The organism is Brachybacterium sillae, from assembly GCF_025028335.1.
Taxonomy (GTDB): domain Bacteria; phylum Actinomycetota; class Actinomycetes; order Actinomycetales; family Dermabacteraceae; genus Brachybacterium; species Brachybacterium sillae.
The window spans coordinates 1,368,636-1,394,553 of the sequence record NZ_JAFEUW010000001.1; the positions used below are offsets into that span (position 1 = coordinate 1,368,636).

The window sequence follows — 25,918 nt, forward strand, 5'->3', positions numbered from 1 at the left end:
CTCGAGATTTCACGGGGGTGTGGTCTCGACCGGCGGAATGAATGGCGAAAGGTGCTCCTGGCCTGGGATGATACGGGTTGTTCAGACTCGTATTGATCCGCTGGAAGGAGCACCTTTCAGGTGTCCCACCCTACCTTGTTCTTCTACCCCCGTCCGCGCGTGGACATCGCTGAGGTCCCGGCCCTCTCGCATGCGGGCGCGGTGCTGCTGACCGACACGATCCACGCCACCGGCCTCGCCTCTTCGCTGCGTGAAGCACTGGCTCCTTGGACGAAACCGCTGGCCGAGCACCACGCGGCGAAGGTCCTGCTGGACCTCGCACTCACTCTCGCAATCGGCGGCGAGCACGCTTCGGATACTGATCTGCTGCGATGCGAACCGGACCTGTTCGGAGACGTCGCCTCGACCCCGACGATCTCCCGCATGCTCACCACCCTCGCCCAGGACGCGCCCACCGTGATCGAGGCGATCTCCCAGGCCCGCCGGGCCGCGCGGGAAAGAGCCTGGACCCTCGCCGGAGACCATTCCCCGGCTGCGGGGGTCAGTGCGAAGAACCCGCTGGTCATCGACCTCGATGCCACCCTGATCAACGTCCACAGTGAGAAGGAGCAGGCCGCACCGACGTTCAAACGCGGGTTCGGCTATCACCCTCTGTGCGCGTTCCTGGACCACGGCAGCGAAGGGACCGGGGAACCGCTGGCGATCCAGCTGCGCCCCGGCAACGCCGGCTCGAACACCGCCGCTGATCACATCACCGTCACCCGGCAGGCTCTCGCGCAGCTGCCTGCGGGCCTGCTGGCCCGGGGCGGGCGGGGGTCGAAGAAGATCCTGATCCGCACCGACGGGGCCGGCGGCACCAAAGACTTCCTGGCCTGGCTCCAGCGGCAGCGTCTAGCCTACTCAGTCGGGTTCACCCTCCCCGCGAACACCCCTGACCTGCTGAAACGCCTCGACGAGGCGGAGGCGTGGACCCCCGCCTACGACACCGAGGACGAGGGGATCCGCGACGGGGCGTGGGTGGCGGAGCTGACCGGGCTGCTGGACCTGTCCGGGTGGCCTGCCGGGATGCGGGTGATCGTGCGGAAGGAACGTCCTCATCCTGGGGCGCAGCTGCGGATCACCGATCACGAGGGGATGCGCATCACCGCGTTCGCCACCAACTCCCCGCGCGGCCAGCTCCCGGTCTTGGAGCTGCGGCACCGTCGCCGTGCACGCTGCGAAGACCGGATCCGTAACGCCAAGGACATGGGCCTTGAGAAGTTCCCGCTGCAGTCCTTCGCGCAGAACCAGATCTGGTGCCAGATCATCCAACTCGCCAGCGAGCTCGTCGCCTGGATGCAGACCATCGCGCTGACCGGCCATGATGCACGGAAGTGGGAGCCCAAACGGCTCCGCGCACGGCTGTTCGAGATCCCCGCGACCCTCGTGCGCCGCGCCCGGCACAAGGTCCTCCACCTCGCCGAACATGCACCCGAAGCCGTGAGGGTCCTGACCGGCGTCAACCGGCTCCGCACCACCGTCGCACAGACCTAACCCGGCGAGACCACCCGCCCCTACGACCAGCAGCTCCTCTTCTCGGGAGTGGAACCCGACCGCCCGCAACGGACACTGCGACGATCTGTCACACCCGAATGCCAGAATCAGCAGCTGAACACCGGCAACGACGCCGACCCACCCCGCTCACCAGCCCCATGAAACATCGAGGCAAGCAATCGTCGGCCCATGGATCAGAGCTCCTTCGTCACCGGGCTGATGCTGGCGTGGAAGACGTCGCCAACGCGGCCGGAACCGTGGTCCAGCCCGATGCCGAGCTCCGGCTCACCGCCGCGTCCCAGCACGTGGTGCCACGCATATCCGCTGAGGAGACCGGCACTCATGCCGACTCGCCCTGCCGCACCATGCCAGTCCGCGCGGCGCAGTCGAAGAGCCATCATGCCGGTAACAAGCAGCGCCTTGGGCAGTTCAAGGCCCCAATTCCCTCGCAGCGAAGGGCTCGTGGACCACAGATCATGGCGTTCTGCCAGACGCGTGTGCATGAATGCTCGTTGCGCCGACTTCTTCGCGGTGCCCCGTACGGTCGGCCTATCGCGATAAGCGATACGCGCACCGGCGAATTGCCCGATTCGCGCCCCAGCGTGTTGAGCTCGAAGCGCGAAATCCACGTCGTCGGAACCCCGCACGAACGACTGGTCGAAACCTCCGATCGCCCGGGCGAACGCCGTCCGCATCCCGCAGTCCCCACCCATCATGATCGGATATCCGGGATCCGCCGGGTGGGGTGAGGGCGCTGTCCCGGTCTCTTCCGAGTCCAGCCACGACCAGATGGCGTCGACATCGGTGAAGGCGGAATCCGGGGTGGGGCGTGCGCTCCCCGAGATGATCGTCCACCCCGCCAAAGCGGCGGCCATGTCTCGCAACCAGTGCTGAGAAACCACGTCGTCCGCATCGCAGATCACCAGGTGTTCACGCCGGGCCTCACCGATGCCCACATTTCTTGCGTAGGAGACTCCCTGGCGTTCCGTCGCTCGGACGATGCGCAGGTCCAGCCGGCCACTCCGATACGGTTCCACAGCCCCCAGGAGGTCATCCGTGGAACCGTTGTCCACGATGACGACCTCGAACTCAGGCGCATCCTGCTGGCGGCTCAGCGCCTCCAGTTGCAGTCCGATGGTGGCGGCCGCGTTGTAGGCGGGAATGACTACCGTGATTCCCGGGGCCAAAGCGTCCCTCACCTCCAGCCGCCCGTTGACGGGGACCCACAGCCGCTCGGTCTCCGGGAGGGTGGCGGCGCTTTCCAGGCGACGCTTCACCGGATCCATGAGGCGGACCTGCGAACGATACCGCGTGATCGCGTCGACCTTGGCGGCGCGATCCACTGGTACCTCACACCGCGCGAGAGGGACATCCGGCGACTGGAGGGAGCGGGCTTGCGCATCGCCGCGCTCGCCCCATAAGTAGGGCAACTCTTCGTAGAACCACACCTTCACATCCGCTGCACCGGTGCAGTGCTCACGCACGACGTCTCGCACCGCCACGTGATCTTCATTGGCCAGCATGCCGCGGCGTTGTGCAGCCGCGCGCCGGCGTTGGAAGTCCCAATGGAGAGCGGACCGGACGACCCCAGCCGCGGTGCGGATGGCGTTGTGTCTCAGGTCCACTCCCGCTGACGAGCGTGCATCGGCGCCACTCGTTCCCGTACCCGCGGAGCCGGTGGCGTCGGGAGTTGAGGCCGGTGCGGGCGCTGGAACCGGAGTATGGGTAGACGGCGCCGCCGCGCGACTCCCGCGACGGGGGAAGGCAGACCGGACCCGATCCAAGGTGGCACGGGCGAGATCTGCAACCCCTGGAGCCATCCGGGTACCTGCACCCACGGGAAGAAGAATCACGCCTCCCTTCGGGCCGATCTCGGCTCTCCACGCATCGATCAGACGCAGAAGCTCCGTCATGTCGCGCTCTCGGCGTTCGGGGTCGCTGTACGCCCGTTCCAACATGTCGAGGTGGCGCACCTCCACCTCGGGCAGGTTCGCGAAAGCGGCGAGGTCCTCAGCGCGGCGATCACGGATGAGCGATTGCGCGTTGTCATATCCGCAGCGCCGGTCCCACTCCGTCGGGGTCGGGTCCTCGGGAGCACCCGCGAAAACTGTCCACGCCTGGACGGTGCGCGCCGTGCGCACCGAGTCACGGAGCACCGTGTGGGCACTGAAGAGAGCGTCGTCCAGGTGCGGTGAGAGCACCAGCACATCGACGCCGGTGAGCGCACTGGTGAGGTCCATCAGAGTCCTTTCTCGGCTCTTCGTGGTTCGTGGTGAATGGGTCTGCTGTGGCGGGTATTCACACTGCGGTTCTCGCGGCGCTGGCCAGCAGGATACGCATCCGGTAGTTCTCGGCGTTGCGGAAGCCGCGGCCGGTGCGTTTGATGTTCTTGATGCCCGTGTTCGCTGCCTCGACTCGGTCGGTGGTCGCGCCGGTGAGGATGAGGACCCCGATCGCGTCCCACCAGGTCACGATGGTATCGTAGAGCTTGGTCGCCTCGGGAATGTTCGCGATCTGGACGAAGTAACCCATCCGCATCCGTTCGTTCCAGGCCTGGGCCAGGGTGTCGGTGGCCAGCAGGCGGCGGAGCTGCTCCTTGATGCCCCAGGCGGCGGAGAGCTCGTCGGTGGGGTCATCGGTGCCAAACACGTCCTCGAGCCGCTCCCAGGCGCGCGGGGTGAGGGTGTCAGCGCCTCGCAGCAGCAGCATCCGGCGCGCCCAGGCCGGATCGTCCTTGCGACCCCGACGACCGTGATGGGTGCGGGCCAGGCGCTGCCTGACAGTGGTGACCATGTCGTTTCCCAGCTTGACGAGGTGGAACTTGTCGACCGATACCGCAGCGCGGGGCAGGTAGGTCCGCAGTGCTTTGCGGAACGCCGCTGAGGGATCGATGGCGACGACCTCGATCCGCTCCCGCCAGCACTCGGAGCGTTGGGCGAGCCAGGTACCGACGGCGGTGGAGTCCCGGCCGTCGACGATACCGAGGACCTGCCCAGTGGTCAGGTCGACCAGGGTCGTCATCCAGGGCTCGAACCGTCTCCAGGCACCGTCGTCGGTGCGGAACCAGCGCACCGACCGGTAGCGGTGCTCATCGATGCCCAGGCGCGTCACCGGCACCTCGTCAACGGCAGGCAGGGCCACGGCGGCAGCCGCCAGCGCGGCCTGGACCAGCCACCACGAGACGCCATGGGCCTGAGCGACTTCCGAGGCCGCCCGGCCCGAGGTGATCACCGCAGAGACGACCTGATCGCGCAGCCGGGTGGTCGAGCGTGCGTATCGGGGGACCTGGTCGGTGGCTTCCCAGAACGTGCGCCGGGCGCAGGCCGGCTCGAGGCAGAACCAGCGCCGCTTGGCCCACACCACCTGAACCGTCCCGGCCACGGGGACGTCTCGCACCTGCTGAGAGCGGCGGGAGTGGACCTTCGTCGCGATCACCCCGCACGAACCGTGAAGAGCCCTCAAACCCGAGTTTTATCAATTTAGCCTCGATGTTTCATGGGGCTGGTGAGCGGGGTGGGTCGGCGTCGTTGCCGGTGTTCAGCTGCTGATTGTGGCATTCGGGTGTGACAGATCGTCGCAGTGTCCGTTGCGGGCGGTCGGGTTCCACTCCCGAGAGGTTGATGCTGGTCGGTGGGGCGGGTGGTCTCGCCGGGTTAGGTCTGTGCGACGGTGGTGCGGAGCCGGTTGACGCCGGTCAGGACCCTCACGGCTTCGGGTGCATGTTCGGCGAGGTGGAGGACCTTGTGCCGGGCGCGGCGCACGAGGGTCGCGGGGATCTCGAACAACCGCGCGCGGAGCCGTTTGGGCTCCCACTTCCGCGCATCATGGCCGGTCAGAGCTATGGTCTGCATCCAGGCGACGAGCTCGCTGGCGAGCTGGACGATCTGGCACCAGAGCTGATTCTGCGCGAAACCCTGCAACGGCAACTTCTCAAGGCCCATGTCCTTGGCGTTACGGATCCGGTCCTCGCAGCGCGCCCGGCGACGGTGCCGCAGCTCCAAGACCGGGAGCTGGCCGCGCGGAGAGTTGGTCGCGAACGCGGTGATGCGCATCCCCTCGTGATCGGTGATCCGCAGCTGCGCCCCAGGATGAGGACGTTCCTTCCGCACGATCACCCGCATCCCGGCAGGCCACCCGGACAGGTCCAGCAGCCCGGTCAGCTCCGCCACCCACGCCCCCTCGCGGATCCCCTCGTCCTCGGTGTCGTAGGCCGGAGTCCACGCCTCCGCCTCATCGAGGCGTTTCAGCAGGTCAGGAGTGTTCGCAGGGAGAGTGAACCCGACTGAGTAGGCTAGACGCTGCCGCTGGAGCCAGGCCAGGAAGTCCTTGGTGCCGCCGGCCCCGTCGGTGCGGATCAGGATCTTCTTCGACCCCCGCCCGCCCCGGGCCAGCAGGCCCGCAGGCAGCTGCGCGAGAGCCTGCCGGGTGACGGTGATGTGATCAGCGGCGGTGTTCGAGCCGGCGTTGCCGGGGCGCAGCTGGATCGCCAGTGGTTCCCCGGTCCCGTCGCTGCCGTGGTCAAGGAACGCGCACAACGGGTGGTATCCGAACCCGCGTTTGAACGTCGGTGCGGCCTGCTCCTTCTCACTGTGGACGTTGATCAGGGTGGCATCGAGGTCGATGACCAGCGGGTTCTTCGCACTGACCCCCGCAGCCGGGGAATGGTCTCCGGCGAGGGTCCAGGCTCTTTCCCGCGCGGCCCGGCGGGCTTTCGAGATCGCCTCGATCACGGTGGGCGCGTCCTGGGCGAGGGTGGTGAGCGTGCCGGAGATCGTGGGGGTCGAGGCGACGTCTCCGAACAGGTCCGGTTCGCATCGCAGCAGATCAGTATCCGAAGCGTGCTCGCCGCCGATTGCGAGAGTGAGTGCGAGGTCCAGCAGGACCTTCGCCGCGTGGTGCTCGGCCAGCGGTTTCGTCCACGGAGCCAGTGCTTCACGCAGCGAAGGGGCGAGGCCGGTGGCGTGGATCGTGTCGGTCAGCAGCACCGCGCCGGCGTGTGAGACCGCGGGGACCTCAGCGATGTCCACGCGCGGGCGGGGGTAGAAGAACAAGGTAGGGTGGGACACCTGAAAGGTGCTCCTTCCAGTGGATGGCTACGAGTCTGAACAACCCGTATCATCCCAGGCCAGGAGCACCTTTCGCCATTCATTCCGCCGGTCGAGACCACACCCCCGTGAAATCTCGAGGTTAGTGAGCACTGCGTGACGGTGGCCGGTGGATGCGGTCGAGCGCGTCGCGGAGCTCGTCGGGGATAGGGTCGGCGGCGGTGATGTTGTGGTCGCCGGCGCGGATCGTGACGGTCTTGTAGCGCCGGGCGGTGGTGACGAACTTCTTCAGTGACCAGCCGGTGAGGTGCTCGAGGCGGCGGGCGACGGCGAGGGCGGCGAAGACGATGCTCAGGTGGGCCTCGATGGAGTCCTGCAGGCGGTGGTAGATCGGCCGGGCGGCGAGGTCGTGCTTGGACATCCGGAAGGACTTCTCGATCTGCCAGAGGCGGTGGTAGGCGCCGATGACGAACTCCGCCGACGCCTGCTCGGGCAACAGGTTGGTCAGGTAGCCCTTGATCCCGGCCAGGGCCCGGGCCTTGGCCTCTAACTCACGGTTGACGGCCCGTTCCTCGCCGGTGACGGTCAGGAACCGGTTGCGCTTGACCGGGGCCTTGCCGGCGGCGGCCTGTTCGGCCTTGGCGACCTGCTGATCGATCCCCCGCAACGTCCGCCGCGCCCGGGCGGCCCGGTACTGGTAGTAGATTCGCCCCTCACGGCGGTTGCCGGCCGGGCCGGTGAAGGTCTTGGCGGTGAAGATCTGCCCGTCCTCCGGCCCCTGCCCGGGGTGCTCGGCCAGCCACTTCTCGATCACGTACGGGACCTCGGCGATCCGCGCGCCGAGGATGTAGGACAACCCGGCGGCCTCGATCGCGTCCCGGTTGTCGTGGCTGAGCATCCCGGCATCGGCCACCACGGTGAGGTTGTAGGTGGCCTTGAACGCCTCGATCACCGGCAGCATCGTCTTCGTCTCGGCCTTGTTGCCCTCAAAGGCGTTGACCATCAACGGAAACCCGGCGGCATCGGTCAGCAACCCGATGGTGATCTGCGGATCGATCCGCCGCTCCTTGGAGTACCCCGGCTCCCGGAAACCGTCACCCTCGTCGGCCTCGAAATACAACGTCGAGACGTCGTAGAGCACCAACGCCGCTGGCCCCAGCTCTGCCGTCGCGGCCAGGGCGGCCGCCAACGCCTGACGGAAGGCCGGCTTGGCGTAGCGCGGCAGGCGCCGGTTAACGGTCGGGTAGGACACCGGGGCCAGGCCGGTCTCCTCGATCACCCGCAGCGAGTCCAGCTTGCTCGTCGGCTCCACCAGGCGGGCCAGCACCAGGTGAAAGAAGACCTCATCTCCCTGCGCCGCGGCCTGAAGGCCCAGATCGACGTAGACACGCTCGATCGCACCGATCAGGTGCTCCATCCGGGTGGTGGTAATCGGCAACGGCCCACCCGAGCCGGGCCTGCCGAGCCCGAGATCGAGCTCGTCTTGCCCCGCTGCCAGCCGCTGCCGCGCCGCGGCCTTGAGGGCTTCGATCTCGGCATCGGAGTGCGCTGAGCCGATGTGCTCGATGTCCTTCGACCCGCGCCGCGTAGAGTGAACGATCTGCACCGCCCGCGCCCCAGAGGCGGTCTTCACCGTGCGGATGTAGGCCACCGCCGCACTCTACGACCCCCGGTTAGTGCACAAATCCAGCCCCCGAACCAGACATCACCGCAGGTCACCGACCCGCCGATCCAGAATCTCGCGCCGACTGATAAAAGTCAGGTCCCGGCCACGGGGACGTCTCGCACCTGCTGAGAGCGGCGGGAGTGGACCTTCGTCGCGATCACCCCGCACGAACCGTGAAGAGCCCTCAAACGCGGACGCGGCTGGCAGTCGATCAACGACGTGGAGATCGCCGTCGCCGAGTACATCGACTGGTACAACCACCGCCGCGTCCACGGCGAGCTCGCCCAACGCTCCCCAGCCGAGGTCGAGGAGGCGTACCGGACCACGCGCGACGATCAGCCCGCCGAGCTCACCCGGGCACGGTGACAGACAACGAAGCCTGCATCAGACCCGGGGCGCAACAGTGTCACGTGGTCTCCCTTCGCAGCCGCAGCGCCGGCACCACTGGTCGGGCTCGACCACCTGGCAGGCCAATACGGCACGATCCGGCTCGAGTCGCTGCCCGGTGACAACGAGGCCGAGTTCGTCGAGGCGGCAGAAGGCAGTCAGGTCGGGGCTGGCGAACGCATCAGCGCGCCCGCCGACGGTAGCGTCGTGCACGTCGAGGTCTTTCGGGCTGAGTGTGTAGGAGCTCTCATCCTCGGGAGACCTCGACCTCTATCCGGCCACCTGACTTGGACCTCTCTGGGGTATCGACGCGGGTTTTGGGTGTATCGGTGCTGGTGAGCGCTTCGCGCCTGCCTGGAGTGACACACTAAGCGGGTGGTGTTCCTGCGGAAGGTAGGACGGCGTCGGGGGCGACGGCTGTGCAGATTGCTGAGCGGCGGAACCGTCGGGATGTGGTCCTGGAGCATCTCGGGTCGGCTCATACCGAAGCCGAGCTCGCCGGCCTGATGGAGGCGGGTCGGGAGAAGATCAACGCTGGTCAGGGCGTCCTCGACCTGGGGACAGCAACGTCGACGAGCCCCGCGACGATCACGTCGAAGCAGTCCCGGCTGCTGCTGGAGACGCTGCAGTCCGCGTGGGCGGCGCTGGGGTTCACGGCGATCGGTGATGAGGCATTCTTCCAGCTCGTCGCCGCACGCCTGATCGAGCCGACCTCGATGAGCGACTCCGCCAGAGTGCTGGCGGAGGTCGGGATCGACCCGGTGCATCGCTCGACGATGAAGCGCTGCCTGGCCCGGATCGCCACGAACGACTACCGCGGCCAGATCGCGACGAGGTGCTTCGAGCATGCCGCGACCAGCGGCGACATCTCGCTGGTGCTCTACGACGTTACGACGCTCTATTTCGAGGCGGAGAACGAGGATGCGCTGAGGAAGGTCGGCTACTCGAAGGAACGCCGCGTGGATCCGCTGATCGTGGTCGGCCTGCTCGTGGACCGGGGCGGGTTCCCGCTGGAGATCGGCTGCTTCGAGGGGAACCATGCTGAGACCCGCACGATCGTCCCGATCATCCGCCAGTTCCAGGCCCGGAACGACCTCGCTGACATGGTCGTGGTCGCGGACGCCGGGATGCTCTCGGCGGCCAACCTGCGCGAGCTCGACGAAGCGGACCTGAAGTTCATCGTCGGCTCACGACAGACGAAAGCCCCGGGTGACCTGGCCAATCACTTCCATTGGAACGGGGACGCGTTCACGGACGGGCAGCTGATCGACACCATCACGCCCCGCCACGGGAACACGAAACCCTCCACGACGAAGCGCCGCAAGGAGCCGGTCTGGGACGCAGAGGAGCATCCCGGGCACTGGCGTGCCATCTGGAGCTACCGCACCAAGCGTGCCACCCGGGACAATCACACCCTCACCGCGCAGGAGAACCGGGCCCGAGCCGTGATCGACGGGACGCGTCGGTGAAGTCGACCAGATTCGTGAAGACCACCGCGAGCGGCCGATCCCTCGATACGGCCTCGCTCGAGCGGGCACGAAGTCTGGTCGGGCTGAAGGGCTACGTCACGAACATTCCTGCCGCCACGATGCCGGCGGCGGAGGTGGTCTCCAGCTATCACGCCCTCTGGCATGTCGAGCAGTCATTCCGGATGAGCAAGACAGACCTGCAGGCCAGGCCCATGTTCCACCGCACCCGTGACGCGATCGAAGCCCACCTCACCATCGTGTTCACGGCCCTGGCGATCGCCAGACACCTCCAAGCAGCGACCGGGTTCAGCATCCGCCGGATCATCCGGACACTCCGTCCCCTCCAGGACGTCACTATCACCATCGCCGGGCAAAAGATCACCGCGAGCCCCGAACTCACCGACGACGCCCGACACGTCCTTCAGCGAGTGACACACTAAAGAGGTCCAAGTCAGGTCGAGGTCTTTCGGGCTGAGTGTGTAGGAGCTCTCATCCTCGGGAGACCTCGACCTCTATCCGGCCACCGACGCGCCGGCCCGCCGCACGACGTGCGCTACACCCTCATCTGGGAAGAGCCCACAAACCTCTGTGCACTTTCATCCGTTCAGGTGGCCACACGATCACTGATGTCACAACCCCGGCGGCAGTGGCGAATATTCTGCCGCGACCGACGATCAGGGGGCGTTCTCGCTCCACTCCCGGTGTCGTATCACGCCGGACGGAAGGTCACTGCGCCCCCGGGGGTCCAGCTGCGCACTGTCGGGGTCGGTCAGCTCCCGACCCGATATCCAGGCGTGGATCGCGAGAGCCATCACCAGACCCCAGGCGGTCGTGATGAACACCTCACCCAGACGCGTAGAGCACACCAGGATGACCACCCCCAGCCCCTGGACGATCGCCTGGTCGCGGGTCTCCACCTTGCGCCAGATGGGGGTCATCGCCACCACCGTCATGGCGACGATGAGGACCGCCCACGGCCAGCCCCCCTCCACCAGCAGGGTCCAGAACGAATTGTGGAAGAACCATGCCTTCTCGCCCACGAAGGCATACGCCTCACCGAGGCCCTGGCCGAAGAAGCCGGTCTCCTCCACTTTGATCTTGGACGCGGCGTCGATTCGCGCTCGCAGCTGATCGCTGCCCTCGCGGTCAGAGAACACCCCGATCTGCGAGAAGTCCTCCTGGACTAATCCGATACCCCAGTAGAGCAACCATGCGAGGAACGGGCGAGCAAGGAGAGGGATCTTCGGCGCCACCACGATCCATACCAGACCCGCCGCCGCACCACCCATGGACGTGCGGGAACCTGTGAGCCACAGCGCCATGGCGAACACACTCATCAGCGGCAGCAGGAAGAGCCACCGCCGCACGATCATCGGCAGCATCACCAAGCCCAGGGCATACGCCAGGCCCGCCACGTTCTTGTCCTCGAGGACACCCGTCAGGAATCCGGCGTACAGGTCCGTCGTGAGTCCCGCATAGTACAGGGGAATGTTCACGATCAGGGCCGTGAGCCACCCCAGGGCGCCTGACCAGAGATCCACGCGACCCGTAGAGCTCATGAACACGAACGCCATGACGGTCATGATCCGGATGAGACGCGTTCGCCAGTCCGCCACCTCGCCACCGTCCACGTTGGCCTCGGAGACCAAGCTGAGGTAGGGGACGGCTACTGCCAGCAGCGGAATGAACGCCCCGAACCATCCGAGCGAGTACTGGGGTCGCCGAAACATCGCGTATATGCAAATCACCACGAGGATGACAGCATCGAACCGGAACGCGAGGCCGCCCGGTACCACCATCGGGTACATCACCAAGAAGAAGAACAGCAGGAACTCGGGAATGCGCACGCGACCGACGCTGTGGGCGGTGTCGCTGATCCCGCCCAGGACCCGCTTCCCGAGCGTCACACGATTCCAGTCCGAGTCTCGGCCGTGACCTGCAACTTTCGACGTCAGACCCATCGGAGCATTGGCCGCGTTCAGAACCATGCCTGCAACCGATCCAGGGCCGTGAAGAACCCCTGCCCGTTGTTCACGTGACCCATCCAGATCTCCGGGATGAACGGGGCCTTCGGGGCCAGGCGATCCATGCGCTCAGCCAGGTCACGGAAGTCGACCTCACCCTCACCCACCTGGACACCCTCACCATCGACACCCACCGAGTCCACGATATGCAGGTGCTCCGTGTACGGGCCCATCAGATCGACGTACTCGCTGAAGGGCCGACGGAAGAAGTTCGCGGCGAGCTTCGAATGGGAGACGTCAAAGGTGAGACGCCGACCATAGGTCTCGCAGAACCAGACCGTGTCCTCCGGCTCCATGAAGAGGTTGTGGTACTGCTGGCCGCCCATCAGCCACGGGAACGGCGGGAGGGTCTGCGCCGTCAGTCGCACACCCGATTCGTCGATCCGCTCCAGGCCCTGCTGCACCCGCTCGTACATCGGGCGCCGCTCCTCGGGGCGCACGTGGCGGTCGGGCAGGAAGCCACCCATGGTCACGATGACGATCGGATCCTCGTCACAGGTGAACCACTGGCGCAGCTCCCGCGTCATGTCCACCACTCGCTGGACCTCACGGATCGAGCGCTCCCAGATCTCCTCATCACGGGAGGCGAGGTCGATCAGGAAATCCCCGGCGTAGAGGTCGGGGGCATGGACGGTGAAGAACTGGGGCAGGCGCTCGCCGGGCTCGAAGAACTCCGACGGTTCGAGGTCCATGTCCTTGTAGGACTGGTGGAACTCGAGGAAATCGGGCTCGGAGACATCGAGAAGGCTGCGGAAGTCGTGGAACCTCACCGGCAGGCCCCAGGGGCGGTGGAAAGAGTACTGCCGCTGCCCGTGCTCCTCGCCCGCGAGGTCTCCGGGGTAGAAGAAGTCCCCTGCAGGGACGTCTCGCTGGAGCGTCACGCCCAGGAGACGCTGCTTCTGGTCAGGCTGCAGTCCCCGGCCGGGGCTCTTGACGGCGAGGTCCTGCTCCTGCACCACATGACCAGCCGGCAGGTCGCGGGTGGCCACCAGAGACTTCGCCAGGTTCACGCGGTTCATCAGCTCACCGGTGGACAGTGACCGCGGTGCTGCGGACCCGAGTGCCTCCTCGACGTCCCGGATCTGCCGCACCATGCTCGCCAGTTCCTCGGGCAGCAGCGACACCTTGTGATCATTGCCCTCGAGGGTCTTGTCCACCGTCACGTGTTTCTCGATGATCGCGGCGCCGCGCGCCACCGCCGCCACCGGCACATGCCATCCGCGTTCGTGGCCGGAGTAGCCGACGGGGCAGTCCCCCAGCTCCGCCAGACGGTCCATGTACCGCAGGTTCACGTCCTTGAGCGGGGCCGGGTAGGTGGACTGCGTCTGCAGCAGCGCGAACGGGGCGCCGTGGGCGCGCAACAGCTCCACCGCCGAGGTGATCTCCTGCTCGGTGCTCATGCCGGTGGAGACGATCATCGGGGAGCCGAAGTCGGACACATGCGCCAGCAGCTCATGGTTGGTGAGGTCCGCGGAGGCGATCTTGTACCCGGGCACGCCGTACCGCTGCAGAGCGTCAGCGGAGGCGATATCCCACGGCGTGCAGATCACGTCGATGTCGCGCCGGGCGCAGTGGTCGAAGACGCGGTACATGTCCTCCACGCTCAGCGAGTACTTCGCCAGCAGATTCATCGTGTACTGCGGGCCGAGGTCCTCGCCCTCGCTGGAGGCGCCGCCGGAGCGATACAGGCTCGCCATGTCGCGCAGCTGGAACTTCACCACGTCCACCCCGGCGTCGACGCAGTGGTCGACGAGGGTCTTCGCGAGCTCCACATCGCCCTGATGGTTGTTGCCGATCTCGCCGATGATCAGCGCCGGCCGACCTTCGCCGACGGTGTGCCGGCCGATGGTGAGGGACCGCTCATCAGGCGCCGCCACCGCGACCAGGTGACCGCGCTCGTCGAGCACCGGGATGCGGTCCACGCCGTGGCCGAAACGCTCGGCGATCTGCGCCACCGGGGTGCCCTCCGGCACGGAGACGAAGCCGGTGTTGGCGGCCTCGATCGAGGGCGTCGACAGATCGGGCGCGGTGCGGGCCACCAGCCAGCGGCGCACGTCCCCATCGGTGAGAGTGCCGCGCATGGTGCCGTGGGTGTCCACCAGGAACACCACCCGGGCCTGGTTGTCGCTGATGGCACGCAGTGCCTCCAGCACGGTGGCGTCCGCGCTCACGGTGTACTTGTCGGTGCGGCGGTCGAGGATCACGACAGACTCCATCCCAGTCGGTGAAGCATGGATTCGGCGGAGGCGACGTCGGAGATCGTGTCGATGTCCACGCCTTCCACCTCGTCGAGCACGAAGAGGCCGACGCGGCCTCCGATGCGGTTGGTGCGGGTGCGGTAGATGTGCGGGGCCGTGACGTACAGGCTCCCGTTCTCGAAGTAGTGCATCTGCTCGGGCAGAAGCTCCTGGCGGCGGGGCCGGGCCTCCACGTCGTAGGCGGGGACGGCCGACTCCCCCGGTTGCGGCGGCAGATGCCAGAAGAACGGCGACTCCGGGACGACACCGACCAGGCTGTCGCACCCGGACTCGCGGAACTGCACGATGGCGCGCTGGATCGTATCGGGCCGGCGCACCGGGCTGGTGGCCTGCAGCAGCATCACGGCGTCGAGCTCCACACCCTCCGCCTCCACCACATCCATGGCGTGCAGGATCACGGGTTCGGTGGGCGCGGTGTCGACCGCCAGCTCGGCGGGACGATCGATCACGCGGGCGCCGTGAGCCGTGGCGACTTCGGCGATCTCCGCGTCCTCGGTGGACACGGTGACCAGCACGTCCCCCCGCCTCCCGGGCGCTGACCGCCTGCGCAATGGTCCAGGCGATCAGCGGGCGCCCTCCCACCGGCAGCAGGTTCTTCCGCGGGATGCCCTTGGACCCACCGCGCGCGGGGATCACCACAAGAATGGTCATGCGGCACCCTCCAGCGCCTGCGCCACCAGGCTGGCGGGCTCGTCGGCGGCGAGGCGGGGCCGCGGCGTCGGTTCCCCGCCCCATCGGCGCAGGCCGTACCGGTCCCAGAATTCGTGCACCCAGGCCGGTGCCTCCGGGGCGTACACCCAGGCGGGAACCCCGCGCACGGCAGCCTCCAGCACACCCGTGGAGAACACTGCGACCACCGGCCGCGCCACCTCCCGCAGGGGCACCGAGGTGTCGGCGAAGGTGATCCCACGGCGGCGGAACAGCTTGTGCGCCGTCCGGGAGATCACGTCGGACTCCATCGGGTGGGGGCGGTACTCCGCCCCGGTCTGGCGACAGAACCGGTAGGCGGCGCCGGCGGTGACCCGCCGCGGCAGCTCCGCCCCGTGCATCTGCCCGAGAAACACCGGGGTCGCGTCAGGGGAGACAGGCTCCCCCTCGGGCTCGTGAGCGGCCTCCCACAGGATCTGCGACCCGACGGTGCGCACCGCTACGTCGGAGCGCCCCGAGCGCCAGAACGCGCCGTCGGCGTCGCTCCAGGCCAGCAGGGTGGCCCCACCCGGGAGCGGCGGTGCATACGGGGTCAGGGCGCCATGCTGGATCACCAGCTCGGGCACGTCCCGCACGGTGGCCACCTCATGCGCCAGCTCCCCGGCTCTGAGGAAATGCCCCAGAGAGAGGACTGCGGAGGGGGTGAGCTCGCGCAACTGGGCCACAGGATCACCGGTCAGCGCCTGCTCCTCCCAGTCGTCACCCGCGAGGGCCTCCGGCCGCACCTCACGGGGCGCCAGCACGTGCACCGTCGAGCGCAGGTACGGCAGGGCGGAGAGCACCGCAGCGAGGTTCGAGGGGGATCCGCTGTCCAGAGCGAGCAGCAGCGCTCCCCCGGCCTCCCCCCGACGCGTGCGCACCACCAACTCGGACCCGGCGGGGGCCTGTTCCTGCTCCTCAGGCCGCGGGCGGACCCGGCGGGCGGCACCGAGCACCGTGTGCTTCAGACGCCGTGCGGGATGCCGGGAGCTCTGCCATTCCCTCCAGAGCTCGAGGCTCTCCGGGTGCACCAAGCCTGAGGGGGAACGGGTCATCGCGGCAGATCCCTTCCAGCGGTCCAGATCAGTGACAGTTCCTCGCGGGCCGCGCCCAAGGGGTCGACATCGCGGCCGGCGAGGCGGCGCCCCGTCTGCCACACGAGGTTCACTGCGCTCGCGGCTGTCAGCCCGAGGCGCAGGGCGACGACGCTGCGGTGCTTACGGGCGTAGCGCATGCGTGCCCCGACCAGCCAGCGGCGACGCCGTAGCTCCCCACCGGAGGACGCCCCTCCCACGTGGAGCACGGTGAGGTCGGTGTCGTACAGCGAAGGGATCCCCTGCCCGCGCAGACGCTTCTGCAGGTCCACCTCTTCGGTGTACATGAAGTACCCCTCGTCGAACCCGCCGATGGCGCGCACCTGAGCGACCGGCAGCAGCATGACGGCGCCGGAGACCCAGTCCACCGGCACCATGCCGTGGCCACGCTCGGCGCGCATGTCATGGCCCACCGCACGGTGCAGCAGATCCAGATGGCGCAGTCCCGCCAGCGGCACGAGCCACTCCACCACCTGGTGGGCGGTGGTCGGGAACACGCGCGCCGCGTACCCGCTGCGCCCCGAATGATCGGCGTTGCGGCAGCCCACCACGGCGGGCTGCCACGGGGCCGCGTGCTCCACCAGGGTGCGGGCGAAACCGGGTGGGATCTCCAGGTCGCTGTTGAGCACCAGCGCCAGGGGTGTCGTGAGGTGGTCGATGCCGGTGTTCACCGCGGCACCGAAACCGCCGTTGACCTCACGACGCACGAACTCGACGCCCTCCGGCAGGCGCGCGGCGTCGACCGGATGCGGGCTGGCGTCATCGACCACCACCACCTGGGCGGGGCGGTCGGCGTCCGGGACGCCCTCCCCGAGGAGGGCGTCCAGCAACGGCAGCACCGGCTCGATCGCCCCGTGGACGGGGATGACGACGCCGAGCGCGGAGATCATTCCGCGGAGTCCCCGGCCGTGGGCAGCACCCGCCGGGCGCGGCGACCGCCACTCGTGGAGGTCTGCTCGCCGTCCTCGGCGCGGTGCGCGTCGGGCGTGACCGGATCCGCCACCTCGATCTCGTCGATCTGGGCGTTGCGGGAAGCGTCGGCGTACCCCTTGCTGCCGTAGGAGTAGCTGCCGTACACGCCGTAGCCGTAGCCGTACTCGGCATCACCGTAGGCGATGCGGTTGATGCGGCTGGTGGAGGCGCGGTTGAGCACCACACCGAACACCTTGGCCTGGACGTTCTGCATGGCCACCGCGGCGCGACGCAGGCTCTCGACGCGGGTGCGGCCGGGAACGGCCACCAGCACGGCACCGTCGGCGTGACGGGCCAGCAACTGGCCGTCGGTCACCGCCAGCACCGGCGGGGCATCGATGATGACGAAGAAGTTCTGGCGCAGCTCCGCGATGAGCTCCTGCATGCGGCGGGAGCCCAGCAGCTCCGACGGGTTCGGCGGCACCTGGCCGGAGACGAGCACGTGCAGGCGGCCGTTCTCGACCTGCTGGATGACCTCCGCCGGAGTGACGCTGCCGGCCAGCAGCTGGGACAGGCCCACGGTGCCATCGAGGCCGAACTCCTTGGCCACCACGGGGCGGCGCATGTCGGCGTCGATGAGGAGGGTGCGGTGGCCGGCGCGTGCCATGACGCGAGCGAGGTTGCCGGAGACGGTCGACTTGCCCTCACCCGGGAAGCTGGAGGTGACCACGATGGCGCGCGGCGGGTTGTCGACGTCGATGAACTGCAGGTTCGTGCGCATCTTGCGCAGCGCCTCGCGGGCCGCGAAGGACTTCGGCTCCGGCAGGGGGCCGTCCTTGTCGCGGGTGAGCTCCTTGAGGTCGGGCAGCACGCCGAGGGTCGACAGGCCCACGGTGCGCTCGACATCCTCCACCGTGCGCACGCGCGAGTCGTGGCGCGACCGCAGCCAGGAGAGGATCAGGCCGAGGGACAGGCCCAGGACGGCGCCGATCAGGGCGTAGCGCGGACGATCCGGGGAGACCGGGGCGTCGGGGGTCAGAGCGGTCTGGTAGGGGACCATCTGCACACTGACGCGGGCGTTCTCGTTGCCGCCGGACTCCAGCTGGCGGGCCTCCGCCGCGGCGGCCTCGACGGCGGCGTTGGCGATGGCGCTGGCCCGCTCCGGGCTCGGCGCCTGGGCGGTTACGGTGATGATCGGGGCGTTCGGGTCCAGGGTGGCCTGCAGGGAGCCGGCCACCGCGTCGGGGCTGGACTGCAGCTGCAGCGACTGGACGATGTTCTCGCCCACGGCCCGGGTGTTGAACAGCGGGAGGTAGGTCTGCGCCTTGGCGTACTGGAACTGCATGTTGCCGCTGGCCTGGGAGACCGGATTGCCCTCCGCGTCGACCTCCGAGGACGCCGAGACGTACCCGAGGGCCGTCGCCTCATAGACCGGGCTCTTCAGGTAGGACAGGCCGTATCCGGCGGCACCGCCGAGAATGGTCAGGCCCAGCAGCAGCAGCGCGTTGCGCAACAGCATGCTCAAAAAATCTTCAATGGTCACGCGACCATTCCTCCCGTGGTGCCCGACGAACTCGGCCATCGTACCGGGGGGCGGCGAAATGACCAGATGGCGGTGATCACCCCAGCCAACGTCACACCGCCCGCACCTCGACCCCCCACGCCCGGAGCGCGGCGAGCTCCCCGGGATCGGCCTCGGCATCGGTGATGAGCACGTCCACGCGTTCCGTCGGACAGATCCGGGCGAAGGCACTGGCACCGACCCCCAGCCCGACGGGCCGGCCGTGCATGCCCAGTTCGAGCGCCTGTTGGACTACGTGCAGGACAGGTTGCCCGCGGTGGCTGGGCACCTCGATGCAGCACGAGAGGACATCCTCGCGTTCACCTCGTTCCCGAGGGACGTGTGGTCCCAGATCTGGTCGAACAACCCTGCCGAGCGGCTGAACCGGGAGATACGGCGTCGCACGGACGCGGTGGGCATCTTCCCGAACCGAGACGCGATCATCCGGCTCGTAGGGGCCGTGCTGGCCGAGCAGACCGATGAATGGGCCGAGGGCCGCCGCTACCTCGGGCTCGAGCTGCTCGCCAGGTGCAGCGAGCCCTGCACGCAGGAATCGGCCACCGGGATGGGCACGGAGGTGATGCCGACCCTGAAGACCTGACCGACTCACGCCCCCATTGCTTCGAAGGCTGTTACACCACTTCCAGGGACTTGACCCAGGTGGTCCTTGGGCTGATTGGCGGTGAGACCGGCGAAGGCGGCCAGAGCGCCGACGGGGTTGGTGATGGGGAGCAGGGCTGCCACGGCAGCGAGGGTGCGATCTCCCGCTGGTTCGAAGCGCTGAGCTGGGCGTCCTGACAACGCCGTGGATCATCGCCGCGACAGGCAGTCCAGATGCCGCCGCACCAGCATCCGTGCCCGCGTGAGCGGCATCCGCTGAGGTTGCGCAGCCCGCGCGACGGCGATGCCGTCGAGAACAGCGAGGAGATGAGCCGCCTCGTCTGCCGGATCGAGCGCGGGGTACAGATCTGCGATGACAACCGCGAGATGCTCCTCGGTTCGGGACCAGGCCGCGGCGAAGGCGTCGGCCACGGGCCCGGGACGGGTCGCCTTCGCCGCGTACCAGAGCCAGACGGCGGACGCCGTCGTATCGTCCCCGGTTCCTTCCGGTGCCGGTGACGAGTTCGCCAGGAGCTCGCAGAAGGCGACGAATGCCGCGAACGCTCCGTCCTCGGCGAGAGCTCGGGGGCCCTGACCCCGGAGGGTGGACACGCCGAACCCAGCACTGGCTGGAGGAAGCGAGAAGATCTACACCATGCCCAGGAAGAACTACACCGATGAGTTCCGGCGTGAGGCGGTCGAGCTGTACGAGCACACCCCGGGCGCCACGTTGAGGGGGGTCGCTGCCGATCTCGGCGTCTCCCGCGGCACGCTGGCGACCTGGCGGCGCGAGCAGGGGTACACCGGCCCCAGGACCGAAGCCTCCGACCCGCACAGCGACGCGCCCGAGGGTGAGTCCCCACAGGCCCGGATCGCCCGCCTGGAGGCCCAGGTACGTCGCCTGGAGGACGACAAGCGGATGCTGGCGACCGAGCGCGACATCCTGCGCAAGGCAGCCAAGTATTTCGCCGGGGAGACGAACTGGTGAGCCGCTTCCAGTTCGTCGCCGACCACCGAGACACCTACGAGGTGAAGCGGCTGTGCCAGGTGCTGGAGATCAACCGGTCCTCGTTCTACGCCTGGGTCGAGGCTGCCCCTGCCCGGGAGCAGCGGGCCGTCGACGACCAGGTGCTCGCCGACCGGATCCGGGCGGTGCAGAAGGACGACCCGGCCTACGGGGCACCACGGGTGACTGCCGAGCTCAACGACGGCGTCGACCCCGATGAGCGGGTGAACCACAAACGGGTGGCCCGGGTCATGCGCGAGCATCACCTGCCCGGGCTGCGGCTGCGTCGCCGGGTGCGGACCACGATCCCGGCCCCTGCCGACCAGGACGTCCCGGACCTGATCAAGCGGGACTTCACCGCCGAGGCAACGAACCGCAAGTACGTCGGCGACATCACCTACCTGCCGATCGCCACCGGCGGGTTCCTCTACCTGGCCACCGTCATCGACTGCTGCTCCCGGGCACTGGTCGGGTGGGCCATCGCCGACCACATGCGCACCAGCCTGGTCACCGACGCCCTCGACATGGCCGCCGCAGCCCGCGGGTCCCTGGCCGGGGCGATCTTTCACAGCGACCACGGAGCCCAGTACGTCTCCAAGGACTTCGCCGCTGCTGCCGCCAGACACGGACTCAGGCTCTCCCGGGGCGCGGTCGGCTCGAGCGCTGACAACGCCCTGGCCGAGAGCCTGAACGCGAGCTGCAAACGCGAGCTCCTCGCCGGCGCGCACGCCTTCCCCGGCGCCGTCACCTGCCGGCGCCGCATCTTCTGGTGGGCCAACCGGTACAACACCCGCCGACGCCACTCAGCCTGCGGTTACCAAGCCCCATTCACCTACGAAGCCTCCCTGGCCGCTACCCTGGCCATCCCTGCGTAACCACCACCCCCGTGTCCACCACCAGGGGTCAAGGCCCGACCCCCGTCGAATATGAGACCATCATGAACCTGACCGTCACCCTGGCGGCCTAAACCAAGCTGACACCTGATCGTGCATCAGTCCCCTGCCCGTCCGTCGGCGCGACACCGTCCGCGCAAATACCTCCTGTACATGCTAGCAAATCAAAGGAAACATTATGTCGGAGCAGTCATCGCCACAGTCGGCGGCACTACCTAGCTCGGGAATTCGACAAGTATTTGTCGCCTATCCGTATTCAATACCAAAGGATGACTATAGGCGCCCCTATAACGAGGTTGGCAAGGCCTTCCGAGTCAAGTTCGTGTTTGCAGATGAGCGAATATCCGATCTCCACATTCTCGAGAAGATCAAGGGGTACATCCAAGAGTCTCGCTTTGGGATATACGACATCACAGGATGGAACCCGAACGTGGCCCTGGAGCTCGGCCTCGCATTGGGGATGAATGCAACGTCATACATCGCCTTCGATCCATCTAAAACAAGGACTGAAGACGTGCCTTCAGATCTTAGGGGCATGGATCGCATGCAATACGATTCGTTCACTTCTCTCGAAGATCGCCTCGGGACCCTTATAGGCCAAGAGCTCCCTCTGCCGCGCACCCATACCGCCGAGGACCAGTTGACTAAACTGCGCGACGAGATTCTACGTCTACTTTCAGGCACCGACGGGCTCAAAATCGGAGATATTGCTAAGGCGCTGGGCGTTTCAAACGATCTGGCGAAGGTGGCCCTAAAGCCCTTGCTTCAGCAGGGAGCAGTTACGGGAACGGGGAATACGCGCGCGGTCCGTTACACGACCGCCCACTAGCTGTACTGGCCGGGGACGTTGGTTGAGCTGTTCGAGGAGTGGGCCTGCATGATCTGGGCGGCGACGTCGTGGAACCGGGTGACCGCTTCAACCGGACTCAGGATGCGGATGTGGTCGCCGAACTGGAGGAGTTGCCGGACCGATTCGACGTCGGGATAGCGGACGGTGATAGTGATCCACTCTTCGTCGGTGTTGGTGATGTTGGCGATGCGGGTTCCGAGAATTCGCTGAGCCAGGTCCAGGCGGGTTGAGCGCAGCAGCGCGTGCACTTCGATACCGGGTGCCGACTGGAAGTCGGTCAGCAGATCCCACCACACCGAGCGGAGATCGCAGTCCGCTCGCAGTACCGCGGTATCCGTGAGGGCCTCGCGATCTTCGATGCGGGTTGTTTTAAACATGTGGGGTTTCCCGTTGACGTCGGCGACGAGGTACCAGGAGCCGGCCTTGTTCACCTCGATGTTTCATGGGGCTGGTGAGCGGGGTGGGTCGGCGTCGTTGCCGGTGTTGAGCTGCTGATTGTGGCATTCGGGTGTGACAGATCGTCGCAGTGTCCGTTGCGGGCGGTCGGGTTCCACTCCCGAGAGGTTGATGCTGGTCGGTGGGGCGGGTGGTCTCGCCGGGTTAGGTCTGTGCGACGGTGGTGCGGAGCCGGTTGACGCCGGTCAGGACCCTCACGGCTTCGGGTGCATGTTCGGCGAGGTGGAGGACCTTGTGCCGGGCGCGGCGCACGAGGGTCGCGGGGATCTCGAACAACCGCGCGCGGAGCCGTTTGGGCTCCCACTTCCGCGCATCATGGCCGGTCAGAGCTATGGTCTGCATCCAGGCGACGAGCTCGCTGGCGAGCTGGACGATCTGGCACCAGAGCTGATTCTGCGCGAAACCCTGCAACGGCAACTTCTCAAGGCCCATGTCCTTGGCGTTACGGATCCGGTCCTCGCAGCGCGCCCGGCGACGGTGCCGCAGCTCCAAGACCGGGAGCTGGCCGCGCGGAGAGTTGGTCGCGAACGCGGTGATGCGCATCCCCTCGTGATCGGTGATCCGCAGCTGCGCCCCAGGATGAGGACGTTCCTTCCGCACGATCACCCGCATCCCGGCAGGCCACCCGGACAGGTCCAGCAGCCCGGTCAGCTCCGCCACCCACGCCCCGTCGCGGATCCCCTCGTCCTCGGTGTCGTAGGCCGGGGTCCACGCCTCCGCCTCATCGAGGCGTTTCAGCAGGTCAGGAGTGTTCGCAGGGAGAGTGAACCCCACTGAGTAGGCCAGACGCTGCCGCTGGAGCCAGGCCAGGAAGTCCTTGGTGCCGCCGGCCCCGTCGGTGCGGATCAGAATCTTCTTCGACCCCCGCCCACCCCGGGCCAGCAGGCCCGCAGGCAGCTGCGCGAGAGCCTGCCGGGTGACGGTCATGTGATCAGCCGCGGTGTTCGAGCCGGCGTTGCCGGGGCGCAGCTGGATCGCCAGCGGTTCCCCAGTCCCTTCGCTGCCGTGGTCCAGGAACGCGCACAACGGGTGATAGCCGAACCCGCGTTTGAACGTCGGTGCGGCCTGCTCCTTCTCACTGTGGACGTTGATCAGGGTGGCATCGAGGTCGACGACCAGCGGGTTCTTCGCACTGACCCCCGCAGCCGGGGAATGCGCTCCGGCGAGGGTCCAGGCTCTTTCACGCGCGGCCCGGCGGGCCTGGGAGATCGCCTCGATCACCGCGGGCGCGTCCTGGGCGAGGGTGGTGAGCATGCGGGAGATCGTCGGGGCCGAGGCGACATCACCGAACAGGCCCGGCTCGCACCGCAGCAGATCAGCATCCGAAGCATGCTCCCCGCCGATCGCGAGAGTGAGTGCGAGGTCCAGCAGGACCTTCGCCGCGTGGTGCTCGGCCAGTGGCTTCGTCCAAGGAGCCAGTGCTTCCCGCAGCGAAGAGGCGAGGCCGGTGGCGTGGATCGTGTCGGTCAGCAGCACCGCGCCCGCATGCGAGAGGGCCGGGACCTCAGCGACGTCCACCCGCGGACGGGGGTAGAAGAACAAGGTAGGGTGGGACACCTGAAAGGTGCTCCTTCCAGCGGATGGGTACGGGTCTCAACACCTCGTATCATCCCAGGCCAGGAGCACCTTTCTTTATGCCGTCCGCCGATCGGGACCACACCCCCGTGAAATCTCGAGGTTCACGAGCCCGTAGGGGTCGGAGGTGAGCCACTGTCCAGTGGTCTCTCCGCTGTGTCGGTAGCGCAGGCGGATGCGTCGCCGTTCCCGCGCGGCGGCCAGCAGATCGGTCAGGTCAAGCTCCCGGCCGGTCGTGAACCACCCTGACGGATCGATGAGAAGCACCTCGGACAAGTGCGAGCTGGTGGGCACCTGCCCTCTCGTAGCAACGGCCGTCAGCTTCTCCTGGGCGCTGGCGTTGACTGCCTGCAGCCCGACCTGCTCGAGAGGGTTGGCGTCCAGACCCGCGACGGTCAGCAACTGCAGCTCGGCCGGATCGAGGCGCGCCACGTCCAGCCGGGACCGACGGTCCAGCACAATCGCACCGCCCCGGCCCTGCTCGGTGTGGACCGGCACGCCGGCGGCTGAAAGGGCCTCGACGTCACGCAGGATCGTGCGCGGTGACACCTCAAACCGGCGGGCCAGCTCCTTGCTCGTCATCCGTTCATGGGTCTGCAGAAGCAGCAGGATCGACAACAGCCGCGAGGACTTCATGGCCCGATCCTCACACAAAACATGACAGAAGGTGTCGTCTTTGGCTGGTCGGATGAGGCCACCTGATCCACCGATCCGAGGAGACATCATGTCGGCACCCAACCTGTTCCTGATCTACGTCAGCGACGCCGAACGGTCCACCGCCTTCTACAGCGACCTGTTCGATATCGAGCCCACCTTCACCAGCCCGCGCTACGTCGCCTTCGAGGTGGCGCCCGGGGTGCTGTTCGCCATCTGGACCGGCGGCAACGAGAACACCACCCCAGACACGCCTCGTACTCGGAGCAGGAGCCGCTGCGCAGCGAGATCGAGGCCGAGGCACGCGAGCAGATCGTGCGCCTGGCCTGGCACCCCTCCCTGGTGCACTGGAACGGTTCGAACGAGAACGTCATCGGGTACTACACGTGGGGGTGGAAGGACAAGCTCGAGGAGGGTGCGGCCTGGGGCCTGGGGTACTACCTCGACCTGTTCCCGGCACTGATGGCCGAGCTGGACCCGACCCGCAGCTATTCTCCGTCGAGCCCCTACTCCCGCGGGGACGTCTCCAAGCCGGGCAGCCCCGACCACGGAACCATCCACAACTGGGTGGCGTGGTGGAGCGGTGACGACAACGACTACACCCGGTACCGCGACAACGTGCCCCGCTTCTCCGCGGAGTTCGGCTACCAGGGGGCAGCGAACTACGCCACGGTGGAGCGGATGGTCAGCGAGCGCCCTCTGCGCGAGGACTCCGAGACGATGCTGTCGCACCAGAAGGCCTCGGGCGGCCAGGACAAGCTGTACCGCGGCTTCGCGGCCCACGTGCCGGCGCCGGTGGGCTACGAGGACTTCCACTTCACCACGCAGCTGAACCAGGCCCGCGCCCTGATCTGCGGGATCGGGCACTACCGGTCGCACTGGCCGGTGTGCGCCGGGACCCTCGTGTGGCAGCTGAACGACTGCTGGCCCGTGACCAGCTGGGCCGCGGTCGACGGCGACGGCCGCCGCAAGCTGCTGTGGTACGCCCTGCGGGACATATACGCGCCCGTCCTGATCACCGTGCAGCCGCGTGAGGACGGCGAGATCGTCTCGGTCGGCAACGACACGGACGAGCAGCTCGACTCGCGCCTGCTGCTGCGCCGTCAGGACCACACCGGCCAGGTGCTGGCGCGAACTGAGATCGATGTCGAGGTGCCCCCGCGCAGCGTGGCATCCGTGCGGATCCCGGAGGACCTCGCCACCCCGCAGGACGCGGACCGGGAAGTGCTCGTGGTGGAGTCGACCGAG

17 protein-coding genes and 6 pseudogenes are annotated in these 25,918 nt (G+C 67.6%); 6 read left to right on the forward strand and 17 right to left on the reverse strand.

The features are described from left to right. Window positions 1-120 precede the first annotated feature (120 nt). Complete coding sequence (locus tag JSY14_RS06280) at window positions 121-1,533, forward strand: IS1380 family transposase (protein WP_432803608.1); 1,413 nt, start codon at window positions 121-123, stop codon at window positions 1,531-1,533. Window positions 1,534-1,727: 194 nt separating this feature from the next. On the opposite strand, the gene JSY14_RS06285 is transcribed toward JSY14_RS06280, so the two are convergent. The 4 genes and pseudogenes from JSY14_RS06285 to JSY14_RS06300 form a co-directional block, all read right to left on the reverse strand. Beyond that, window positions 1,728-3,773 (reverse strand): glycosyltransferase family 2 protein, encoded by a 2,046-nt coding sequence (locus tag JSY14_RS06285; protein ID WP_259557932.1) that lies wholly within the window; start codon window positions 3,771-3,773, stop codon window positions 1,728-1,730. Window positions 3,774-3,831: 58 nt separating this feature from the next. After that, a pseudogene (locus JSY14_RS06290) lies at window positions 3,832-4,977 on the reverse strand (ISL3 family transposase); the annotation flags it as partial. Window positions 4,978-5,186: 209 nt separating this feature from the next. After that, window positions 5,187-6,599 carry an IS1380 family transposase gene (locus JSY14_RS06295; RefSeq protein ID WP_432803609.1) on the reverse strand — a complete coding sequence of 471 codons (1,413 nt, stop codon included), beginning with the start codon at window positions 6,597-6,599 and terminating at the stop codon, window positions 5,187-5,189. 121 nt (window positions 6,600-6,720) lie between these two features. After that, window positions 6,721-8,229, reverse strand: a complete 1,509-nt coding sequence (locus JSY14_RS06300; RefSeq protein WP_432803582.1) for an IS1634 family transposase — start codon at window positions 8,227-8,229, stop codon at window positions 6,721-6,723. 222 nt (window positions 8,230-8,451) lie between these two features. Here JSY14_RS06300 and JSY14_RS06305 point away from each other — a divergent pair. Then, window positions 8,452-8,610: pseudogene (locus JSY14_RS06305) on the forward strand (IS3 family transposase); the annotation flags it as partial. Between the two features lie 21 nt (window positions 8,611-8,631). Here JSY14_RS06305 and JSY14_RS06310 read toward each other — a convergent pair. Then, window positions 8,632-8,844 (reverse strand): annotated as a pseudogene (locus tag JSY14_RS06310) (ISL3 family transposase); the annotation flags it as partial. A 162-nt stretch (window positions 8,845-9,006) separates the two neighbouring features. Here JSY14_RS06310 and JSY14_RS06315 point away from each other — a divergent pair. Beyond that, a pseudogene (locus JSY14_RS06315) lies at window positions 9,007-10,540 on the forward strand (IS1634 family transposase). Between the two features lie 234 nt (window positions 10,541-10,774). Here JSY14_RS06315 and JSY14_RS06320 read toward each other — a convergent pair. The 8 genes and pseudogenes from JSY14_RS06320 to JSY14_RS12525 form a co-directional block, all read right to left on the reverse strand. Further along, window positions 10,775-12,007, reverse strand: a complete 1,233-nt coding sequence (locus tag JSY14_RS06320) for an ABC transporter permease (RefSeq protein WP_259557934.1) — start codon at window positions 12,005-12,007, stop codon at window positions 10,775-10,777. Window positions 12,008-12,078: 71 nt separating this feature from the next. Next, entirely contained in the window at window positions 12,079-14,340 is a 2,262-nt protein-coding gene (locus JSY14_RS06325; RefSeq protein ID WP_259559589.1) for an N-acetylneuraminate synthase family protein, read from the reverse strand. Beyond that, a complete protein-coding gene (locus JSY14_RS06330; protein ID WP_259559705.1) occupies window positions 14,325-14,897 on the reverse strand; it encodes an acylneuraminate cytidylyltransferase family protein in 573 nt (190 codons plus the stop codon). Before JSY14_RS06330 ends, JSY14_RS06325 begins: the two co-directional genes overlap by 16 nt. Window positions 14,898-14,964: 67 nt before the next feature. Continuing rightward, window positions 14,965-15,033 (reverse strand): annotated as a pseudogene (locus JSY14_RS06335) (hypothetical protein); the annotation flags it as partial. Then, window positions 15,030-16,124: a hypothetical protein gene (locus tag JSY14_RS06340; protein WP_259557935.1), complete on the reverse strand. Its 1,095-nt coding sequence runs from the start codon at window positions 16,122-16,124 to the stop codon at window positions 15,030-15,032. The gene JSY14_RS06340 and the pseudogene JSY14_RS06335, both read right to left, overlap by 4 nt. Further along, window positions 16,121-17,053 (reverse strand): glycosyltransferase family 2 protein, encoded by a 933-nt coding sequence (locus JSY14_RS06345; RefSeq protein ID WP_259557936.1) that lies wholly within the window; start codon window positions 17,051-17,053, stop codon window positions 16,121-16,123. The genes JSY14_RS06340 and JSY14_RS06345 overlap by 4 nt, the downstream gene beginning before the upstream one ends. Further along, window positions 17,050-18,618: a tyrosine-protein kinase domain-containing protein gene (locus JSY14_RS06350; protein ID WP_259557937.1), complete on the reverse strand. Its 1,569-nt coding sequence runs from the start codon at window positions 18,616-18,618 to the stop codon at window positions 17,050-17,052. Before JSY14_RS06350 ends, JSY14_RS06345 begins: the two co-directional genes overlap by 4 nt. A 91-nt stretch (window positions 18,619-18,709) precedes the next feature. Further along, the gene (locus JSY14_RS12525; protein ID WP_432803610.1) at window positions 18,710-18,865 is read right to left on the reverse strand and encodes a hypothetical protein; all 156 of its coding nucleotides are present in this window, start codon (window positions 18,863-18,865) and stop codon (window positions 18,710-18,712) included. On the opposite strand from JSY14_RS12525, the pseudogene JSY14_RS06355 reads away from it, so the two are divergent. Further along, a pseudogene (locus tag JSY14_RS06355) lies at window positions 18,842-19,237 on the forward strand (transposase); the annotation flags it as partial. The gene JSY14_RS12525 and the pseudogene JSY14_RS06355 sit on opposite strands and share 24 nt — an antisense overlap. Before the next feature lie 209 nt (window positions 19,238-19,446). Here the strand turns inward: JSY14_RS06355 and JSY14_RS06360 are convergent. Beyond that, entirely contained in the window at window positions 19,447-19,848 is a 402-nt protein-coding gene (locus JSY14_RS06360) for a TetR family transcriptional regulator C-terminal domain-containing protein (RefSeq protein WP_259557938.1), read from the reverse strand. 43 nt (window positions 19,849-19,891) lie between these two features. On the opposite strand from JSY14_RS06360, the gene JSY14_RS06365 reads away from it, so the two are divergent. Continuing rightward, a protein-coding gene (locus JSY14_RS06365) for an IS3 family transposase (RefSeq protein WP_259557940.1) occupies window positions 19,892-21,117 on the forward strand; the annotation gives its coding sequence in 2 pieces (ribosomal slippage) (window positions 19,892-20,204 and window positions 20,204-21,117; 1,227 coding nt in all). Window positions 21,118-21,313: 196 nt separating this feature from the next. Then, on the forward strand, window positions 21,314-21,964 hold the full coding sequence (locus tag JSY14_RS06370; protein ID WP_259557941.1) for a helix-turn-helix domain-containing protein: 651 nt from the start codon (window positions 21,314-21,316) through the stop codon (window positions 21,962-21,964). Here the strand turns inward: JSY14_RS06370 and JSY14_RS06375 are convergent. The 3 genes from JSY14_RS06375 to JSY14_RS06385 form a co-directional block, all read right to left on the reverse strand. Continuing rightward, window positions 21,961-22,416, reverse strand: coding sequence for a helix-turn-helix transcriptional regulator (locus JSY14_RS06375; protein WP_259557942.1), 456 nt, complete (start codon window positions 22,414-22,416; stop codon window positions 21,961-21,963). The genes JSY14_RS06370 and JSY14_RS06375 overlap by 4 nt on opposite strands. A gap of 169 nt (window positions 22,417-22,585) precedes the next feature. Continuing rightward, window positions 22,586-23,998: an IS1380 family transposase gene (locus JSY14_RS06380; RefSeq protein ID WP_432803611.1), complete on the reverse strand. Its 1,413-nt coding sequence runs from the start codon at window positions 23,996-23,998 to the stop codon at window positions 22,586-22,588. A gap of 75 nt (window positions 23,999-24,073) precedes the next feature. Then, complete coding sequence (locus JSY14_RS06385) at window positions 24,074-24,652, reverse strand: helix-turn-helix transcriptional regulator (protein ID WP_259557943.1); 579 nt, start codon at window positions 24,650-24,652, stop codon at window positions 24,074-24,076. Window positions 24,653-25,918: the final 1,266 nt, after the last annotated feature.

Bases quoted from the DNA above. Each gene is read 5' to 3' on its own strand.
- JSY14_RS06325 (WP_259559589.1), bottom strand. From the start codon at position 14,340: ATGGAGTCTGTCGTGATCCTCGACCGCCGCACCGACAAGTACACCGTG.
- JSY14_RS12525 (WP_432803610.1), bottom strand. From the start codon at position 18,865: ATGCACGGCCGGCCCGTCGGGCTGGGGGTCGGTGCCAGTGCCTTCGCC.
- JSY14_RS06285 (WP_259557932.1), bottom strand. From the start codon at position 3,773: ATGGACCTCACCAGTGCGCTCACCGGCGTCGATGTGCTGGTGCTCTCA.
- JSY14_RS06370 (WP_259557941.1), top strand. From the start codon at position 21,314: ATGTCGGAGCAGTCATCGCCACAGTCGGCGGCACTACCTAGCTCGGGA.
- JSY14_RS06345 (WP_259557936.1), bottom strand. From the start codon at position 17,053: ATGATCTCCGCGCTCGGCGTCGTCATCCCCGTCCACGGGGCGATCGAG.
- JSY14_RS06385 (WP_259557943.1), bottom strand. From the start codon at position 24,652: ATGAAGTCCTCGCGGCTGTTGTCGATCCTGCTGCTTCTGCAGACCCAT.
- JSY14_RS06340 (WP_259557935.1), bottom strand. From the start codon at position 16,124: ATGACCCGTTCCCCCTCAGGCTTGGTGCACCCGGAGAGCCTCGAGCTC.